The 18423-nt window shown below is 29.3% G+C and carries 18 protein-coding genes and 1 riboswitch; of the genes, 8 read left to right on the top strand and 10 right to left on the bottom strand.

The features are described from left to right. Positions 1-37: 37 nt before the first annotated feature. Positions 38-1468 carry an adenylosuccinate lyase gene (purB, locus tag B3J31_RS08030; protein ID WP_035135775.1) on the top strand — a complete coding sequence of 477 codons (1431 nt, stop codon included), beginning with the start codon at positions 38-40 and terminating at the stop codon, positions 1466-1468. Positions 1469-1495: 27 nt separating this feature from the next. On the opposite strand, the gene B3J31_RS08025 is transcribed toward purB, so the two are convergent. After that, positions 1496-2182, bottom strand: a complete 687-nt coding sequence (locus tag B3J31_RS08025; protein WP_346867244.1) for a type II CAAX endopeptidase family protein — start codon at positions 2180-2182, stop codon at positions 1496-1498. 141 nt (positions 2183-2323) lie between these two features. After that, positions 2324-2425, top strand: a riboswitch (TPP riboswitch). 94 nt (positions 2426-2519) lie between these two features. Between B3J31_RS08025 and thiW the strand changes: the two genes are divergently transcribed. The 3 genes from thiW (at position 2520) to B3J31_RS08010 (ending at position 5005) form a co-directional block, all read left to right on the top strand. Next, positions 2520-3023 (top strand): energy coupling factor transporter S component ThiW, encoded by a 504-nt coding sequence (gene thiW / locus B3J31_RS08020; RefSeq protein ID WP_150845517.1) that lies wholly within the window; start codon positions 2520-2522, stop codon positions 3021-3023. Positions 3024-3072: 49 nt separating this feature from the next. Beyond that, a complete protein-coding gene (thiM, locus tag B3J31_RS08015; RefSeq protein WP_346867245.1) occupies positions 3073-3909 on the top strand; it encodes a hydroxyethylthiazole kinase in 837 nt (278 codons plus the stop codon). Between the two features lie 97 nt (positions 3910-4006). Beyond that, on the top strand, positions 4007-5005 hold the full coding sequence (locus B3J31_RS08010; RefSeq protein WP_346867246.1) for a tyrosine recombinase XerC: 999 nt from the start codon (positions 4007-4009) through the stop codon (positions 5003-5005). Between the two features lie 49 nt (positions 5006-5054). Here the strand turns inward: B3J31_RS08010 and B3J31_RS08005 are convergent, their stop codons facing one another. Next, positions 5055-6656 (bottom strand): ABC-F family ATP-binding cassette domain-containing protein, encoded by a 1602-nt coding sequence (locus tag B3J31_RS08005; protein WP_346867247.1) that lies wholly within the window; start codon positions 6654-6656, stop codon positions 5055-5057. Positions 6657-7073: 417 nt separating this feature from the next. Further along, the gene (locus B3J31_RS08000) at positions 7074-7493 is read right to left on the bottom strand and encodes a hypothetical protein (protein WP_346867248.1); all 420 of its coding nucleotides are present in this window, start codon (positions 7491-7493) and stop codon (positions 7074-7076) included. Between the two features lie 180 nt (positions 7494-7673). Here B3J31_RS08000 and B3J31_RS07995 point away from each other — a divergent pair, with 180 nt between their 5' ends. The 3 genes from B3J31_RS07995 to B3J31_RS07985 all read left to right on the top strand — a co-directional run bounded on the left by B3J31_RS07995 (position 7674) and on the right by B3J31_RS07985 (position 9259). Next, positions 7674-8165: a YajQ family cyclic di-GMP-binding protein gene (locus B3J31_RS07995; protein ID WP_150845522.1), complete on the top strand. Its 492-nt coding sequence runs from the start codon at positions 7674-7676 to the stop codon at positions 8163-8165. 217 nt (positions 8166-8382) lie between these two features. After that, positions 8383-8631, top strand: coding sequence for an AbrB/MazE/SpoVT family DNA-binding domain-containing protein (locus B3J31_RS07990; RefSeq protein ID WP_035135880.1), 249 nt, complete (start codon positions 8383-8385; stop codon positions 8629-8631). A gap of 184 nt (positions 8632-8815) precedes the next feature. Continuing rightward, entirely contained in the window at positions 8816-9259 is a 444-nt protein-coding gene (locus B3J31_RS07985) for a MarR family winged helix-turn-helix transcriptional regulator (protein ID WP_035135877.1), read from the top strand. Between the two features lie 65 nt (positions 9260-9324). On the opposite strand, the gene B3J31_RS07980 is transcribed toward B3J31_RS07985, so the two are convergent. From B3J31_RS07980 to B3J31_RS07965, 4 genes are all read right to left on the bottom strand, one after another. Further along, positions 9325-10188: a hypothetical protein gene (locus B3J31_RS07980; RefSeq protein ID WP_346867249.1), complete on the bottom strand. Its 864-nt coding sequence runs from the start codon at positions 10186-10188 to the stop codon at positions 9325-9327. Positions 10189-10643: 455 nt separating this feature from the next. Next, positions 10644-11141, bottom strand: coding sequence for a peptidylprolyl isomerase (locus tag B3J31_RS07975; RefSeq protein ID WP_414632061.1), 498 nt, complete (start codon positions 11139-11141; stop codon positions 10644-10646). A 326-nt stretch (positions 11142-11467) separates the two neighbouring features. Continuing rightward, entirely contained in the window at positions 11468-12070 is a 603-nt protein-coding gene (locus B3J31_RS07970; protein ID WP_150845525.1) for a protein kinase, read from the bottom strand. Positions 12071-12136: 66 nt separating this feature from the next. Then, entirely contained in the window at positions 12137-13393 is a 1257-nt protein-coding gene (locus tag B3J31_RS07965) for a DEAD/DEAH box helicase (protein WP_150845526.1), read from the bottom strand. Positions 13394-13507: 114 nt separating this feature from the next. Between B3J31_RS07965 and lexA the strand changes: the two genes are divergently transcribed. After that, positions 13508-14116 carry a transcriptional repressor LexA gene (gene lexA / locus B3J31_RS07960; RefSeq protein WP_035132284.1) on the top strand — a complete coding sequence of 203 codons (609 nt, stop codon included), beginning with the start codon at positions 13508-13510 and terminating at the stop codon, positions 14114-14116. Positions 14117-14191: 75 nt separating this feature from the next. Here the strand turns inward: lexA and B3J31_RS07955 are convergent, their stop codons facing one another. The 3 genes from B3J31_RS07955 to mutL all read right to left on the bottom strand — a co-directional run bounded on the left by B3J31_RS07955 (position 14192) and on the right by mutL (position 18409). After that, positions 14192-15475, bottom strand: coding sequence for a methionine gamma-lyase family protein (locus tag B3J31_RS07955; RefSeq protein ID WP_346867250.1), 1284 nt, complete (start codon positions 15473-15475; stop codon positions 14192-14194). 120 nt (positions 15476-15595) lie between these two features. Continuing rightward, positions 15596-16537: a tRNA (adenosine(37)-N6)-dimethylallyltransferase MiaA gene (miaA, locus tag B3J31_RS07950; protein ID WP_346867251.1), complete on the bottom strand. Its 942-nt coding sequence runs from the start codon at positions 16535-16537 to the stop codon at positions 15596-15598. Between the two features lie 18 nt (positions 16538-16555). Continuing rightward, entirely contained in the window at positions 16556-18409 is a 1854-nt protein-coding gene (mutL, locus tag B3J31_RS07945) for a DNA mismatch repair endonuclease MutL (RefSeq protein WP_346867252.1), read from the bottom strand. Between the last annotated feature and the right edge of the window lie 14 nt (positions 18410-18423).

The raw sequence follows: 18423 nt of genomic DNA, 5'->3' as shown, positions 1-18423 counted from the left end.
ATATTAGATAAAAAAACATTTTTGTACGGAGGTTACTATGAGAGATACATATAATTCACCATTAAATTCTAGATATGCATCTAAGGAAATGAGCTATATTTTTTCTGAGGAAATGAAATTTAAAACTTGGAGAAAACTTTGGGTTGCATTAGCTGAGGGAGAACAAGAATTAGGATTAAATATTACTGATGAACAAATAAAAGAGCTTAGAGACAATATTGAAAACATTGACTATGAATTAGCTGCTGCTAGAGAAAAAGAAGTTAGACATGATGTAATGAGTCATGTATATGCTTATGGGGTTGTAGCTCCATCTGCTAAAGGAATAATACATCTAGGAGCTACTAGCTGTTATGTAGGTGACAATACGGACCTACTTATTATGAGAGATGCTCTTATATTAATTAGAAAAAAAGTAATAAATGTGTTAGATCAACTAAGCAAGTTTGCTTTAAAATATAAAGACGTTCCAACTCTTGGATTTACACATCTTCAACCGGCTCAGCTTACAACTGTAGGAAAGAGAGCTACTCTTTGGATGCAAGAGTTATTAATGGATTTAGAAAACCTTGATTTTGCAATTGATAAAATGAAATTTAGAGGAGTTAAGGGAACAACAGGAACTCAAGCTAGCTTTATGTCTTTATTTAATAATGATGAAGAAAAAGTTAAAGAACTTGATAAAATTGTATGTAAAAAAATGGGCTTTGAAAAAGCATATCCTGTTACTGGCCAAACTTACTCTAGAAAATTAGATTCTATAATATTAAATACATTATCTGAAGTAGCACAAAGTGCATACAAATTTAGTAATGATATGAGACTTCTTCAAAACATGAAGGAAATGGAAGAACCTTTTGAAAAGCATCAGATAGGATCTTCAGCTATGGCATATAAGAGAAATCCTATGAGAAGCGAAAGAATTAGTGCACTTTCAAGATATATAATTGTAAACTCTCTTAACCCGGCAATTACTGCTGCAACTCAATGGTTTGAAAGAACACTAGATGATTCTGCTAATAAACGTATATCCGTTGCAGAAGCTTTCTTAGCTCTTGATGGAGTGCTTAACCTGTATATAAACATAACTTCTAATATGGTGGTATATGAAAAGGTAATAGCTGCCCATGTTAATAGTGAGTTACCATTTATGGCTACAGAAAATATTATGATGGAAGCTGTTAAGCGTGGAGGGGATAGACAAGAACTTCATGAAAAAATAAGAGTACATTCTTTAGCTGCTGCAAGACAAGTAAAAGAGTTTGGAGAAAAGAATGATTTAATAGAAAGAATATTAGCTGATGAATCCTTTGGATTATCAAAAGAAGAGATTCTATCTATAATAGATCCAAGTAAGTTCACTGGAAGATCTAGTGGGCAGGTAGTTGATTTTATAGAGGAATATATAAACCCAATATTAGAAGCTCATAAAAATGAATTAGGTGAAGAAGTAGAAATAAACGTATAATAAAATAAGCTGGAATGCTAATGCATTTCAGCTTATTTTTATGATGCCAAAGAGGATAAATCCCACAGTGTTTATAGCTAAATTAGCGGACATATGAACTATCCATGAGACATAAATATTATTAAACCTTTCATTAAGGTAATTAAAAAGAAGTCCAGCTATAAATAGTGAAACTATAAGCAAAATGAACAGTTGGGGAGTAAACCAATTATTCATAATAGCCACATGATAAATTGCAAAGGCTAAAGCACTAAAAATATAAGCAGCTTTTCTTGAACTTACCTGTTTTAAAGATAAGAAGGAAAAACCACGGAAGAAAAACTCTTCCAAAAGGGAATTAACTGATGTAATATATAGTGCTACAAATAAAAAGTTTTCTTTAGTTACTCCTAAATTATTCTCTAAATTAGTAGTGACCATAGAAAAATCAAAAAATGGACCTAGAATAAAATAAGCTCCTAGTATAAATACATATACAACTATACCAAATATAAGTGCAAAAAATATGCTTTTTTTACTTCCTTTAAAAAGTGCTTTAAAGGAAATAGCTCTCTGTTTTATACATACAATTAAGGGCAATAGTAAAAAGATACATATTTTTATTAAAGACTTTGTAAAATAATTAGGTACAATTAAAATTTCCACTAAGGCCATAATAATACAACCTAATATTACTACTAAAATAATAGATAGAGTGGCTTGTTTATTTTCCATAGATCATCCTCCTTGAAAATTTTATGTATACAGCTTTAAATAATGACTCAAGGCTTTAAAATAATTATAGCATATTATTTTTCTAAAATAGCAAGTATATCCTTAATTGACTATAGTAATTCATTATGATAATATTTAGTTAACTTAATATTCGGGAGCTTGTGTACAGGCTGAGAGGGAGTGTAAACTTCGACCGTACCTGATTTGGATAATGCCAACGTAGGAAGTAGATTTATATAATTATAGGTATACCACTTAGTTGGTATGCCTTTTATTTTTGTTCATATAGGGGAGGGTAAGTAAATTAAAAATATTGATTTTGAGGGGATGATATGTAATGTTAAAAACAAAAAAACTAACTTTAGCTGGAATTTTCATTGCCATGGGAGTTATTTTATCTACAGTTATAGTTATACCAGTAGGAATTGCAAAATGTGCTCCAGTTCAGCATTTGATAAATGTTTTATCAGCTGTTATTTTAGGTCCTTTTTATGGAGTAGCTATAGCTTTCCTTACTTCCACAATTAGAGTGCTTATTGGTACAGGTACCTTCCTAGCTTTTCCTGGAAGTATGTGTGGAGCTCTTTTAGCTGGAATCCTATATAAATATAATGAAAAAATAACTATGGCATCCATAGGAGAAATCTTCGGTACAGGTGTAATAGGAGCTTTAATAGCCTATCCGGTAGCAAAGTTCATCCTATCAAAGGAAGCCGCGCTATGGGGCTTTGTGGTGCCATTTAGCGTAAGCTCTATTGGTGGCGCACTAATTGCCATATTATTTTTAATAGCTCTTAAGAAAACAGGCATATTATATAAAGTTTCTAATGAAGGTAATTAGAACTTAATATCTTAGTATTTTAAAATAGATCTTAGGGAGAGGATATAAAATGATTAAAGATATTTTAGATTCAGTAAGAAAAACAAACCCTCTTGTGCACAATATAACTAATTATGTAGCAGCTAATGATTGTGCTAATATAACCTTAGCTTGTGGTGGTTCTCCTATTATGTCAGATGATCCAGAGGAAGTAGAGGAGATAACCACCTTATGTAATGCTTTAGTAATGAATTTAGGCACTTTAAATCCAAGAAAGTTAGAAGCTATGATTAAGGCAGGGAGGAGAGCTAATAAATTAAAGCATCCTGTAATATTGGATCCTGTGGGTATTGGTGCATCATCCTTTAGACAACAGGCTGTAAAGGAACTTTTAAACACTGTAGATTTTCAAGTTATAAAAGGTAATATATCTGAAATAAAAACTATAGTAAAGAAAAAAACTATATGTAAGGGTGTAGATGCCAGTGAAATTGAGTCTATAACCGAAGATAATATAGAAGGTGCAATTACTCTAGCCAGGGAACTTTCTAAGGATCTAGGGGCAATTATAGCCATTACAGGGGCTATAGATATAGTTGCAGATAAAGATTTAGTATATATTATTAGAAATGGGCATCCATCTATGAGAAATGTCACCGGAACAGGATGTATGCTTTCATCGATTATAGGAGTTTTAGTTGGTGCTAATCCTCATAGAATCTTTGATGCAACGGTAACTGCTTTCTGTATTATGGGAGTATGTGGTGAACTTGCTTATAATAAATATAATAAAATAGTAGAAAAGTTTCAGGGAAGTGGATCTTTAAAAATACATTTGATTGATTATGTGAGTAATATGGATTACAAAATTTTAGAAGAAAAAATTAAAACAGAAAAATTTTTTTAAAATTAAAGGATTTTTACCTCTCTTCATAGAATAATTAATGTCGTGAAATGTAAGTTTCGCGACATTATGCTATAAAAATTAAAGGGGAATGGATTTTATGGATTCTAAATTAAATTATATGCAAGATAATTCTCTACCAAAAATACTAAAGGATTATTTAAGTTACCTTTCTTCTGTTAAAGGTGTTTCTAGCAATACTTTAGTTGCCTACGCTTATGATCTAACTTTATTCTTTAAATTTCTTAAAGTACATAATAATGAAGTAACTTTATCACAGGATGTAATTTTTGAAAATATTCCTATTGATAACATCTCTTCTGATTATCTTAAAAATTTAGAATTGGTTGATTTTTACACCTATCTATCCTTTTTAGAGAATATGAGAGAAAATGGAACCTATGCAAAGGCAAGAAAAGTTGCCTCTCTAAAGTCCTTTTTTCACTATTTATGTTCTAAAGCTAAAATTATACCTACAGATCCTACTTTAGACTTAGAAAGTCCTAAAATAGGAAAGCGCTCCCCCATTTACTTAACTTTAGATGAAAGTAGAGACTTATTAGCTGTAGCTAATAATAGAGATAAAAATTCACCTAGAGATTTATGTATAATTACCCTATTCTTAAATTGTGGTGTGAGACTATCAGAGCTTTGCAGCATCAATATTGCCAATATTAAAGGTGATACCCTTACTGTCATTGGTAAAGGAAATAAAGAAAGGACTATATATCTTAATAAAGCATCAATTAAGGCTATAAATAAGTATCTTGTTGTAAGAAATGATATTGCAGATAAAGTTCATAGTGAGGATAGAGAGGCTCTATTCATAAGTGGAAAGTATAGAAGAATTAATAAACGCACTGTAGAAAGAATAATAAAAAAATATGTAGGTGCAGCAGGTCTTGATACTGATAAATACACACCTCATAAATTAAGGCATACCTCTGCAACATTACTTCATAAACACGGTGGTGTAGATGTTAAAACTCTCCAAGAGATATTAGGTCATGAAAATGTAAGTACTACTCAAATATATGTTCATGTTGATGATGAAACCCTAAGAGAGGCAATTAACACTCACCCCTTAGGAGATGAGTAATAAAGAAGGATAGCAGCTATCAAATCTATGGCTACTATCCTTCTTTTTATTACTTTTTATATTTTCTATCTCTCAATTCAGATATACGCCTACTAATATTCAAAAATTCTATTTCATATTTTAACTTAGCATCCTTTTCTAATGAAGGATCATCTAGTAAACCACTTAGCTGAGAAAGTCGACACTGAAGCATTAATATTTCATCTTTATTAACCTTTGATTTACTATTTTTAGTCTTATTACAAGTGAAAAACTCAATTATTTCATCCTGATTTCCAGTAAAATTAATAATTTTGTTATTTTCTATTTTTAGAATTCTATTACATACTGTAGAAATTAAATGTCTATCATGAGAAACTACTAAAACTGTTCCAGAATAACTTTTTAAAAGCAAGCTTACACTCTCTTTAGATAAGATATCCATATAATTAGTTGGCTCATCAAGAATTATTAAATCAGGATTTTCAATGATTATTTTAGTAAATATTACTCTGCATTTTTCACCCATACTTAAGTTTTTAATTAATGTATTTACTCTATCCCCTTTGATAAATACACTTCCTAAATATAACCGAATTATATTTTCAGTTTCATTGGTTGCTAATAAATAGTCTAATATAGTTATTTCTTCATTTACTACTTCTAGATATTGAGATAAACTGCTAATCTTCATATTGGGGTTTAAATAAACATCACCAATGTAATTCTTATCTTCACCTAGAAGAATATTTAGTAATGTAGTCTTCCCACTACCATTATTACCAATGATTCCGACTTTATCTCCACCATTTATAGTAAAGTTTCCATCTTTAAATAATAATTTCTTATCGAAGGATTTACTAAGATTTTCAACTCTCATGGCTGTTTTAAAACTATTATTATTATTAATTATAAGTTTAATTGAAGAATTATCCTTTATTCTTTCAACTCCATTTTCTTTTAATTTTTCTAACTTTTTTTCTTTTGATCTCATTATAGAAACATGCTTTTTACTTAATGCTCTTAAGTGGTCATTAGTACCCGCCATTTTGTGTGCTTTGTTAAACCATTGTTTTCTTTGACTAATATTTTCTTTCAAAGCCCTTATTTCCTGTTGTTGTTTGTTATATAAATTTTCATTAGTTATCTTTTCCATTAATAACTGTTTTTCATAGGAAGAATAATTACCTTCATAGGTTTTTATTCCGTTATTGCTTAAAACGAAGGTCTTATTTGTAACCTCATCCAAAAAAAACCTATCATGACTTATTATAATCATAGGTTTGTTTATAGAATTTATAAGCCTTTCTAACCATTGAACACCACTTAAATCTAAATGATTTGTAGGCTCATCTAGTATAAACAAATCATAGTTACTATTAAATATATTAAGAATTTCTTTTTTAGTAGCTTCACCACCACTTAAAAAAGTATTATTATTATATAAGTTTTCATCTATAATTCCGATAAGAATATTTGAAGGAATATAATTTATACTTCCTTCATCGTAGGAAATCTCCTTAGTTATTATTTGTTTTAAGGTACTTTTACCTACGCCATTTTCTCCTACCAGACCTATCTTAAAATTATCTCCTATTTCAAAACTTATATTATTTAAAATTGTGCGATTTTGAAAGGATTTAGAAATATTTTTTATAATTATCTTACCCATTTATAACACTCCTTTTAATAAAGTCTATCAAAAGGCAATGGTGGTACTTCAATTTTAAGAAACAAAAAGGTTTTAATCACAATAAGCAATTAAAACCAAACTTACAACTCTATTATTAATTCATATAATATAAACTGGTTAAGGGTAAATAGAAACTATTAAAATAAATTAATTATAGTAAACTATAGTTACATACCTTCACCTATCAAAACATTATTATATGATTAGAATTAAAAGAATAGATTACCACTGCCTAATTAATTGCACAACAAAAAACATAAAACTACATTTAAATTGTAATAAGTATTTATTTTGTTATGCCTATAAAATTAATTAAGAATAGTAATGCTCATTCTTTTGTACCTCCGTAGTAAAATATTATAAAACTATTATATCATATATAATAGTTTTATGTAGCTATCTTTTATTATTTACTACATATAAACCTGGATATTCTTCATGTATCAGTCCATCTGTACCCGTTTCTTCCATAAGTTCATCCATGCCTTCTACATCAGATATATAATCCCAATTGGATTCATCATCGAGAGCATCTATATATGGTATTTCATCTTCTTCTAATGGTACTACATCTTCTTCAAAGCTATCCTCATCTTCAATTATATCAAAATCACTAAAGTCTTCCAAATTGATTTTAATTTCTTCCTCTTTGTTCTTTTCAAATACCTCATCTATTTTTATAGCCTTAACATCATATCCTTCAATCTCTAGGCATTTACCACAATTATCACAGATCTTATCCCTATTATATTCACATACATTGCACTCTCCACAATCATTGCATACTTTCTTTTCATCAAAAATACAGTATTTCATTATCATCACTTCCTATTTTATCTTTATTAAATCATTAGACTATTTTAACAAAACTATTGAAAAACATCAACTGAAAATAAATCTAAATTTTTTCAAATTTATATAGACATTTTTAAATATATAAATTATTATATATTTATATGTTTTTTACATATAGATTATTTTAAGGAGGTTCTAAGTATGGCAAGTTCATATTCCTTTGATGTGGTTTCTGAAATTAATATGCAAGAAGTTGATAATGCTATTAATCAAGCCCTAAAGGAAATTAAACAAAGATATGACTTTAAAGGTACTAAGACAGAAATAACTTTACTAAAAGATGAAGTTAAGATCATATCTGACGATGAGTTTAAGTTAGATACTGTAATCGATATACTTAAGGGGAAATTTATTAAAAGAGGTGTCTCTTCCAAAGCTCTTGAAGTTGGTAAAATTGATTCAGGTTCTCTAGGTACAGCTAAAGTTAATTGTAAATTAATAAAAGGTATCTCTACTGAGAAAGCTAAAGCTATGGTGGCAGATATTAAGGCTAGTAAAATAAAAGTTCAGCCTCAAATTATGGATGATCAGTTAAGGATATCTGGAAAGAATAAGGATGATTTACAAGAAACAATGCAGCTATTAAAATCTAAAGACTATGGTATAGATGTACAATTCACTAACTATAGGTAAGGTTTACACTTGTAAAATATGACAAATGTAAAAAATCTCTGTTAAAATTTAAAAGAATAAGTTATAATAGATATATATTAACTATTAATGTATAATTTAATGGGAATTGGATAATTTAATAATGTATACAAATTACAATAATTATATATAATAGTTATATATAATCCCACTTATACTTATGAAAAAATAAATAACAAACATTTAGGAGGAAAATATTATGAAATCAACAGGTATAGTAAGAAAAGTAGACGAATTAGGAAGAATAGTAATTCCAATAGAGTTAAGAAGAACTTTAGACATCGAGATAAAAGATGCTTTAGAAATTTATGTAGATAGAGATCAAATCATATTAAAAAAATATGAGCCAGCATGTTTATTCTGTGGTAATGCTAGAGACGTTAAAAACTACAAAGGTAAAAATATTTGTGAAGAATGTCTTGATAGTATTGCTAAAATGCAAGAATAATAAATTCTTACATAATTAATTTAAAATACAAAAACAGCATTTTGATTTTAATTCAAGATGCTGTTTTTTATTGAATTTTATCATTGAATTGTAATTAATTGACTATATTCAAAAAAAAGTGTATAATAATACAGAAGTATAATAAACTTTAATGTTTTTTATAATATAATTTAGGAGTGATTTTTTGAAAATTTATGAAGATCCACAAATAGAAAAGATAGAGAAACTATTAAGAAGAGTATGCTTTTATATAAAGAAAAAAGGAAGAACTATATTAGAAGATTATGATATTACTCCTGCACAATTTGAAGCTTTACAAATTATAGTAAATCATAAAGAAGTAACTATTAGTGAACTTAGCAATAAACTATATCAAGCCCCTAGCACCATCACTGATTTAGTTGATAGAATGGAAAGTAAGGATCTTGTCAAGAGAGTTAGAGATTCAAAAGATAGACGAATAGTTAGAATAGAAGGTTTAGAAAAGGGACATAATATATTAGAAGCAGTAATTATGGAAAGATGTAAGTTTCTCGATTATTCCTTAGAAAACGTTTCTAAAGAGGACAAGGATAGTTTTACTGAATATTTAGATATACTAGAACATGCTTATACGGAAGGTAAATAACAAAAATGCTGGAGCCTAATTTTAAAATTAGAAATACTTCAGCATTTTTTATACTATTTTTTATATTATTTATTGTTGTTTATATCGTCTCTTATTTTCAGTAGTAATTGTTCTTTATCGTCCATCAATTTAGAAATTTTATCATCATAATGAGATTTCATAGACCAAATTTCTTTTCTGTACTCTTCCTCTTTTTGTAGTACTTCTTTTTGCATAGAAATCCTTATTTCATCATCTTTTAATCTTAATTCTCTGCTAAACTCCTCTGAGATCTGCTTAATCTTATTTTCATAAGAACTCTTCATATCCTGAATTTCATCTTCTAATGCAATACTATGATTTAATTCCTCATTTAATTTATTAGTAAGGCTTTCCTTTTCTCTCTCTAGGTTTTTTAAGTTCTCTTCCATGTTTCGGTTTATTGTTCTTAAACTTTCTGCTTCATTTTTATAGGCATTTAACTCATTTACCTTATCCTTTAACATGAGGTTTAACTCTTTATATCCCTTGATATCTTCTCTCTCTTTTTCTAAAAGTTCTTTATATTCCTTTAACGAATCCTTCAGTTCTTTATTATGAGACTTTAAATCTTCTAGTTCTTTTTTTAAACTTTCTATATTCCCCTTTAATTTTTCACTTCTATTAGTCTCTTCCTCTAAAGTTCCTTTAAAACTATTAACAATTTCCGAGTTCTTAACCTTGCTCTTTTCTATCATATTTATGTATATATCTAAAATTCTTTTTGTTATGCTCTGTAACTCTTCTACATCGCTTTTAATAAAGTCTGTACCCGTTGAAGCTTTGTTTAATTCGTAGTTCCTTATTATAAGATCCATGAATTCTTTATTATTTATCCCTTCTACCTCGGCTAAACTTTGAAATTTCTCTTTTAGTTCCTCGCTTATCCTTACACTTAAAATTGAATCCATTAATTACACATCCTTAAAATTTATAAAATTACACCTTGATTTAAGTATACATTATTTTACCCTTGTAAACAAGCATTTAATCCATGTTTACACTTTGTATACATTATGTAAACATATTTTTATCGTAAATTATTATAATTATCATTCAATATAACTAACATTATATTGAATGGTAATTATATTGAAATAATTAAGTAGTAATAAAAGAGGAAGTAGATGAAAAAATATGTATACGTAGGAAAATTAAACACTTCAAAAAGAGGTAGCAGTGTATTTATCCGATGAGAACAACGAGCGGCTACGTTTTCTCCTAAAAGATAACCACTTCTTAGTATTAAAAATACTGATACTAAGAAGTCTATTAGTAAGCTTCAGTTCGAAAAGCTCTCTGAAGCAAAGAACTCAGTTTATAAAAAAAATAAACCTAGCCATAACACAGCTAGGTTTATTTAAAATTATTTTGTATATTTTACAGGTTCATTATAAGTAACTCCAAAGGTATCTACCGAAATGGATTTAATTTTTATATCCTTCTTAGGTCTATCATCACTGCCAGTTTCTACTTTAGCTATAGAGTCTACAACATCCATACCTTCTATAACCTTACCAAAGGCTGCATAGTCTCCATCTAAACTAGGTGTATCACCATGCATTATAAAAAATTGAGATCCAGCAGAATTCTTATCATTTGATCTAGCCATAGATATAACACCCTTCGTATGTAAAAGAGTATTTTCAAACTGGTTATTTGTAAATTCACCATATATGGAGTAGTCAGGTCCACCCATTCCAGTTCCTTCTGGATCTCCACCTTGAATCATAAAGCCTGAAATTACTCTATGAAATATTAAACCATCATAAAATTTACTATTAGCAAGACTTATAAAGTTTCTAACGGTATTTGGTGCTATTTCGGGATAAAGCTCCAGCTTTATAATTTTTCCGTCTTCCATTTCTATGGTAGCCACTGGATTTTTATCCCCCTCCTTCTTCTCCGTTTCCTTTGAAAGATATATTTCTTTATTATCATTACTTCCAGTATTAGTTTCCTCTTTACTAGTCTTATTAGAGGTACTGCATCCTATTAATGCAAGGGAAAGTATTGCTGTAATAAGCAAAGTTCCTAATGTACTTTTTTTCATTTAAAACGTCTCCTTTCATAGGTTTATATGTTTTACTAGATAAGTTTACCATTGTATCTTTTAAAATAAAACCTATAATTAGTTAATTTTTGATTAAAATTATCCAATTAAACACAAAAGCTCTAAGACTGTCATTCTTAGAGCTTTTTATCTTTCTCAGCTAATTTTTTTAGATATTCTTTAAATTGACTTCTCCAAGATTCGTATAGATTCCTATCTATTTTTTGTAGATAATAAAAAAATTCACCTATACTATCTCTCTTTAGTATACCTCTCATCAGATGCCGTGGAAAAGGCATCTCCCTATCAAAGTTATCCTTTGGATCTATAACTTTGATAGAAAAGTCCTCTTGTACATAAAGATCCTTGCAACGTATATCTAACTTTTTATAACCAAGTTCTTTAAAATCATTTATTAAATCTACTAGGCTTCTTACTAGTTTCTGATTTAGAGGGTTATGATTTAGATACTTATCAAGTCTTATCCCATCTACAAACTCTCTTACAATAAAAAAATCTCCATAGTCAAAAACCTTAGGAAAGGATGGATGATGCATAGATGATTTAAGAATTATATACTCTGTTTCGCAAACTTTTTTATCATTAAATATTTTTATAATTCTCTCATTATCAATTCTATATACTACTCCATTATTGCCCTTTCCTAGAAATTTAGAACTCCTTATAATGTTCTCCACTTCATCACTTAAGTAAATTGCATTTGTAAAATGTCTAGACATAATTCCTCCCTAGATAGAACTCTATTAGATTATATGCATAAGATATACTTTATATTATCCTTATACCTATCTTTTATCTCTTTTGTCTTTTTTAGCAGTATTCTTCCTAGGTTTTGATGATTTCTCAGATGGTTTTGACCTTTTATCTGAAGGTGCATTACTCTTCTTATAGTTTTTAACCACAACAGCTACATCTTCAATATTTCCGTGAGATATAGTCTTCTCAGTAAGATTAAAATTCAGTTTTTTACTATAAGCTTTCAATTGCGCTATCTCCTTAGGTGAAATAATAGATATAACAGTACCGCTTTTATCTCCACGAGCTGTTCTACCACTTCTATGTACATAAGTATTTATATCTTCTGGTAAGTCTACATTGAATATATGAGTAACGTCCTCTATATCCAATCCCCTTGCAGATAAGTCTGAAGATACCAAAAGGTTTATACGCTCTGATTTAAAGTCTAACATGGTTTTTTGTCTTTGATTTTTAACAAAACTACCATGTATTCCATCCACCTTTAGTCCATGGTATTTTAGCTTAGTAGTTAATATTTCTATTTCATCACTTTTATTAATAAAGGCAATAGCTTTTCTAGGATTTATACTTGCCATTAATTTTCTAAGAATAAGTATCTTATCCCTCCTATCACAAACTATATATAAATTGTTTATGTTAGGATTTATAGTTGAATCATCATTACACTTTATGATTTCAGGGGATTTCATTAAGCTTTCCCCTATACTTAAAGCTTCCTCTGTTAAAGTGGCAGAAGTCATTACTAATTGTCTATCTCTAAGTGTAGTTTTTATAACATCCTTAACTATATTTAAATTATTTTTGTCTAAAAGTTTATCACACTCATCAATTACTATAGTTTTAACTGTATGAGCACTTATTTTTTTCATTTTTATTAGCTCTAGTATTCTTCCTGGAGAACCTATTACAAATTGAGGTTTTTCCTTTAGTTTTTCAACCTGTCTTTTTATATTTACATCCCCCATGATAACCGTAGACTTTATATTCAAAGAAGATTTATCTCCCAAAGTACTTAAAACTTCATTTACTTGAAGGGCTAATTCATGGGTAGGAACTAAGACTATAAATTGATTTTCTCTTTTTTCATAATCAATTCTCTCAATTAGTGGTAGCAAATAAGCCAAGGTTTTACCACTGCCTGTTTCACTTTGCATTATCACATCCATATTTTCTGATATTTTAGGAATTGATAATTCTTGTATTAGAGTTGGCTTTGTTATTTTTAATTCCTCCAATACCTTTATTATTTCCGCATTTATATTTAATTCTAAAAAATTTTCCATTTTTTCATCTCCAGTTTTTATTTAAATTTACTACAATAATTTTCCTATATGAGAACAAAGGTTTGATATTCTTTATTTCTTATGGTATAATTATCTAGATTGAGAGGTGTTTTCATGATTGAAATTAAAAGTGGTAAACAATCTGAAATTTATGAGTTTATTAAAAATCAAGTTAATACTAAAGGGTATCCCCCTTCAGTAAGAGAAATTTGTGAAGCTGTAAATTTAAGTTCAACATCTACGGTTCATGGTCATCTTACTAGACTTGAGAAAAAAGGCTTAATAAGACGTGACCCAACTAAACCAAGGGCAATAGAATTACTGCAAGAACCTCATAATAAAAAAGAAATGATTAATATTCCTATTATAGGTAAAGTTACAGCTGGAATTCCTATACTTGCCCAAGAAAGTATAGAAGATTATCTAACTATCCCCCTTGACTTTGTAAACAGTACAAATGAATTATTTATACTTAAAGTTCAAGGTGACAGTATGATAGAAGCTGGAATCCATGATAAAGACTTAGCTATAATAGAAAAAACTTCTATTGCGTCTAACGGAGATATTGTAGTTGCTCTAATAGAAAATGAAGCCACTATAAAAACCTTTTTTAAAGAAGATGGGCATATTAGACTACAACCAGAAAACTCCACCATGGAGCCAATAATTGTTGACGATTGCAAAATCTTAGGTAAACTATCAGGAATTTATAGAAAATATTAAGAAGCTATTATAGCTTCTTAATATTTTTTATATAACAAAATAAATTTATTATATACCTATTAATTTAACTCCTAATTAAGATAATATTCTAGATATAGCCATTAAAACTCCAACTTTTCCATGATCAAAGGTCAATCCACCTTGAAGATATGCTATATATGGCTCTCTTATTGGAGCATCAGCAGAAAGTTCAATGGAAGAACCTTGTATAAATGCACCTGCCGCCATAATTACTTCATCTTCATAACCAGGCATAGCCCAAGGTTCACATTCTACAAATGAATCTATTGGGGAACCAGCTTGAATACCCTTGCAAAACTGAATTAATTTATCTTTATCATTAAATTTAACAGCTTGTATGATATCACTTCTCTTAGTATCATATTTTGGGAGTACCTCAAAGCCTAAAAGCTCCATTACCCTTGAACAGAATATAGCTGTCTTTACAGCTTCCACAGCCACGTGAGGGGCTAAAAACAATCCTTGATATAAACTTCTCATAACACCAAAGGTAGAACCACACTCTCCACCTATACCTGGAATGGTCAATCTATAAGCTGCTTGAGTTACATAGGCTTTTTTACCTGCTATGTACCCCCCTGTTGGCGCAATTCCCCCACCAATATTTTTTATTAAAGAACCAGCTATAAGATCAGCTCCTACATCTGTTGGCTCTATAGTATCTATAAATTCGCCATAACAGTTATCAACAAAACAAATTACCTCTGGTTTGATCTCTTTAATTGACTTTATTATTTCACCTATTTCCTCTACTAACAGTGCATTTCTCCACCCATATCCTGTAGATCTTTGAATATGTACAAGTTTTATGCTATGGTCTTCTTTTAAAGTCTTTTGAACCTCTTCTATATTAACTTTACCTGCACTTGTCAACTCTAATTGCTTATAGCTTACCCCATATTCCTTTAAAGAGCCTATATTTGCATCCTTAGTTATTCCTATAATGTTATGTAAGGTATCATAAGGTGAACCACATATGCTCAGCATTGTATCTCCTGGTCGTAGGTTGCCAAATAAAGCACATCCAATAGCATGAGTTCCATTTACAAAGTGTGGCCTAACTAGGGCTGCTTCTGTATTAAATACTCTAGCGAAAACCTTATCTAAAGTATCTCTACCAACATCACCATAACCATATCCACTAGAATTAGTAAAATGCATATCACTAACTCTTTCAGCTTGCAAGGCACTAAGAACTTTTAATTGATTATATTCTCGAATATCATCCATCATAGAAAATTGCTCTTGAATATCCTTTAAAGCTTCTTCTGATACTTTAAAAACTTCTTCATTTATTTTAAAGTTATTTATTAAAAACTCTTTAGTTTTTTCTATCATAAAAAATCGCTCCTTAAACATAAAATAACATTCTAATACTAACATAGCTATAAATATTAAGCAAATAATTCCTTAATATTCATAGCTATCAATATATCTTATATAATATTTAAAATTAACTTAGTCTTTATATTTTTTCTCTTTATAATCATTAATAATAAACTTTGCTACATCCTCATCATTAGAAAAATCATCCTTGTCTATCCACTTAACCCTTGGGTCTTTTCTAAACCAAGTAAGCTGACGTTTTGCATAATTTCTACTAAATTGCTTTATATTTTCTATAGCCTTCTCTTTAGAAACTTCACCATGAAGATATTGTAATAGCTCTTTATAACCTATTCCCTTCATAGATTGCATATCTGTGGTATATCCTTCTTTTTCTAACCTTACTACTTCTTCTAGAAGACCAGCGTCTAGCATTAAGTCAACACGATGATTAATTCTTTCATAAAGCTTATCTCTATTCATATTTAATACATAATAATAAACTTTGTAAGGTATATCAAAAATCTCATCATTTTTAGCTGCTTCAGATATAGGCATTCCTGTTACCTTATAAACCTCTAAAGCTCTAATTACCCTTTTAAGATCATTTGGATATAGCTTGTTATAACTCACTTCATCAACGGCTTTTAACAGCTCATGAACATATTCTACTCCATTTTCTAAGGCCAACTGTTCTAGTTCTTTGCGATAAGCTTCATCTTTATTAGTTTCAGCAAAACTATAATTATAAATAAGAGAATTAATATAAAGCCCAGTGCCACCTACCAGCATGGGAAGCTTATTTTCACTGCTTATTTCTTCAATGCTTTCCTTTGCCAAAGAACTAAATTCTGCCACACTGAAGTTTTCACTAGGATCTAAAAAATCAATGAGATGATGCTTCACACCCTTCATCTCTTCTTTGGATATCTTAGCAGATCCAATATCCATCTTCTTATATATCTGCATAGAATCAGCAGATATTATTTCCCCATTAAGTTCTTTGGCAATATGAATTGAAATCTTTGTTTTGCCAATACCAGTAGGTCCTGCTAATATAAATAAATCTTTCATTGCTTTAATCCCTTCATACTAAATTCTTTTAAAACTTTTTTCTATTTCCTTTAATGAATATTTAATTATAGTAGGTCTACCATGTGGACATGTAAATGGTTCATCTATATACCTTAACTCTTCAAGGAGGGATAGAATCTCTACATCGGACAATTTATCATTAGCCTTTACAGCTGCCTTACAAGCAAGAGAAGCTATTTTATCATATTTTATATCTATGGTTAAACCACTGCCCATGGATTTTATATTTTCTATCATATCATGAAACAAATTGTTTATATGAGGTTTCCCCAAAAACACTGGAACTTCTCTAACTACCACGTCATTTTCTCCAAAACTTTCAACCACAAATCCTGCATTTAAGAAAATCTCTTCATTATCTTTATAAATTGCATATTCATCAAAGGTTAATGGAATGATTGTAGGTACAGCTAAAATCTGACTTACCACATTGAAACTACCTATATTTTTTCTATACTTTTCAAATAATATCTTCTCATGAGCAGCATGCTGATCGATTAAATACAATTCATCTAAATATTCACCAATTATATAACTATTAAAACATTGTCCTATAAGTTTAATTGGTGGAATTTTAGCAATCCTTGATCTTTCATTATTTGAATATATATTAGCTTCTTTAGGTTCAAATTGATTTTCAATAGGAATTTCTCTTATATAAGAAGGTTTGTCATTATAATTTACTTCTTTATTAAAGCCCAAGTCCTTATCATAACCTAAATTATTATCCCCACTAGTATAGTGCTTATCATTTAAATATCCAATTTGACTAGGTTGTGAAGAAGTATAACTTTCATGTAGTTTATCCTCTTGAACTATAGCTAAATCCTCTATTTCTTCTGGTATAATAAAACTCTTCTTTAAGCTTTCTTTTAATGCACTATGAACTCCATCAAATATAGTTTTAAATAAAACTCTTTCCTCTAAAAACTTAACTTCATTTTTAGTTGGATGTACATTGGGATCTATAAATTCTGGAAATATATCTATGTGTATAACGAAGAATGGAAATTTATTTACCATAATAAAGGATTTAAATGCATTCTCTACCGCAGCAGTTATTAAAGAACTTTTTATAAGTCTCTTATTTACAAAAATGCTTTGTCTATTTCTACTGCCTCTACTAATACTCTCTTTTCCAATATATCCATATACAGATAAAATATCGCTATGATTTTCTATTGGTATTACATTTTCATATACTTCTTTTCCATATAAAATTCTAAGAGTTTTATCTAGTTCATCTTCACTAAAGGTTCTAAGGCTTTGTTTGCCATCATTAATTAAGGTTATAGAAGTCTTATAATTTCCTAGAGCTAGCTTTAATACCAAGTCATTTATTATTGATTTCTCTCTTTGAGGTGATTTTAAAAACTTTTGCCTCCCTGGAGTATTGAAGAATAAATCCTTAACTTCAATTTCCGTTCCTAAATTACAACCTACATCTTTCTCATAGATTACTTTTCCACCTTCAATATAGATCTCTCTACCATAATCAAAAGTTTCCATCCTTGATTTTAGTCTTACCTTTGAAACAGCAGCTATACTAGCAAGAGCTTCTCCACGAAATCCAAAGGATTGAATGTCGTAAATATCCTCCACGGAACTTATCTTACTTGTACCATGAGGCAAAAAAGCTATTTTTATATCTTCAGGATGAATACCACGTCCATCATCTGTGATTCTTATAAGCTTATTGCCACTCTCTTCTATTTCAATAGTTATGTTTTTACTGTCAGCATCAAGGCTGTTTTCCACTAATTCCTTAACAACAGAACTAGCTCTTTCAACAACCTCTCCTGCTGCAATTTTATTGGCAGTGTTTTCAGATAATAAATTGATTCTTCTCATAATACACCCACCTT

Origin of the sequence: Clostridium sp. UBA5988, assembly GCF_002435615.1 — a bacterium.
GTDB classification, from domain to species: Bacteria; Bacillota; Clostridia; order Clostridiales; family Clostridiaceae; genus Clostridium_J; species Clostridium_J sulfidigenes.
The sequence above is the reverse complement of the archived record's forward strand: the minus strand, read 5'-3'. Positions and strand labels throughout refer to the sequence as shown.

Coding starts and splice junctions, on each gene's coding strand:
- purB (WP_035135775.1), top strand. CDS start 38: ATGAGAGATACATATAATTCACCATTAAATTCTAGATATGCATCTAAG.
- B3J31_RS08025 (WP_346867244.1), bottom strand. CDS start 2,182: ATGGAAAATAAACAAGCCACTCTATCTATTATTTTAGTAGTAATATTA.
- thiW (WP_150845517.1), top strand. CDS start 2,520: ATGTTAAAAACAAAAAAACTAACTTTAGCTGGAATTTTCATTGCCATG.
- thiM (WP_346867245.1), top strand. CDS start 3,073: ATGATTAAAGATATTTTAGATTCAGTAAGAAAAACAAACCCTCTTGTG.
- B3J31_RS08010 (WP_346867246.1), top strand. CDS start 4,007: ATGGATTCTAAATTAAATTATATGCAAGATAATTCTCTACCAAAAATA.
- B3J31_RS08005 (WP_346867247.1), bottom strand. CDS start 6,656: ATGGGTAAGATAATTATAAAAAATATTTCTAAATCCTTTCAAAATCGC.
- B3J31_RS08000 (WP_346867248.1), bottom strand. CDS start 7,493: ATGAAATACTGTATTTTTGATGAAAAGAAAGTATGCAATGATTGTGGA.
- B3J31_RS07995 (WP_150845522.1), top strand. CDS start 7,674: ATGGCAAGTTCATATTCCTTTGATGTGGTTTCTGAAATTAATATGCAA.
- B3J31_RS07990 (WP_035135880.1), top strand. CDS start 8,383: ATGAAATCAACAGGTATAGTAAGAAAAGTAGACGAATTAGGAAGAATA.
- B3J31_RS07980 (WP_346867249.1), bottom strand. CDS start 10,188: ATGGATTCAATTTTAAGTGTAAGGATAAGCGAGGAACTAAAAGAGAAA.
- B3J31_RS07975 (WP_414632061.1), bottom strand. CDS start 11,141: ATGGAAGACGGAAAAATTATAAAGCTGGAGCTTTATCCCGAAATAGCA.
- B3J31_RS07970 (WP_150845525.1), bottom strand. CDS start 12,070: ATGTCTAGACATTTTACAAATGCAATTTACTTAAGTGATGAAGTGGAG.
- B3J31_RS07965 (WP_150845526.1), bottom strand. CDS start 13,393: ATGGAAAATTTTTTAGAATTAAATATAAATGCGGAAATAATAAAGGTA.
- lexA (WP_035132284.1), top strand. CDS start 13,508: ATGATTGAAATTAAAAGTGGTAAACAATCTGAAATTTATGAGTTTATT.
- B3J31_RS07955 (WP_346867250.1), bottom strand. CDS start 15,475: ATGATAGAAAAAACTAAAGAGTTTTTAATAAATAACTTTAAAATAAAT.
- miaA (WP_346867251.1), bottom strand. CDS start 16,537: ATGAAAGATTTATTTATATTAGCAGGACCTACTGGTATTGGCAAAACA.
- mutL (WP_346867252.1), bottom strand. CDS start 18,409: ATGAGAAGAATCAATTTATTATCTGAAAACACTGCCAATAAAATTGCA.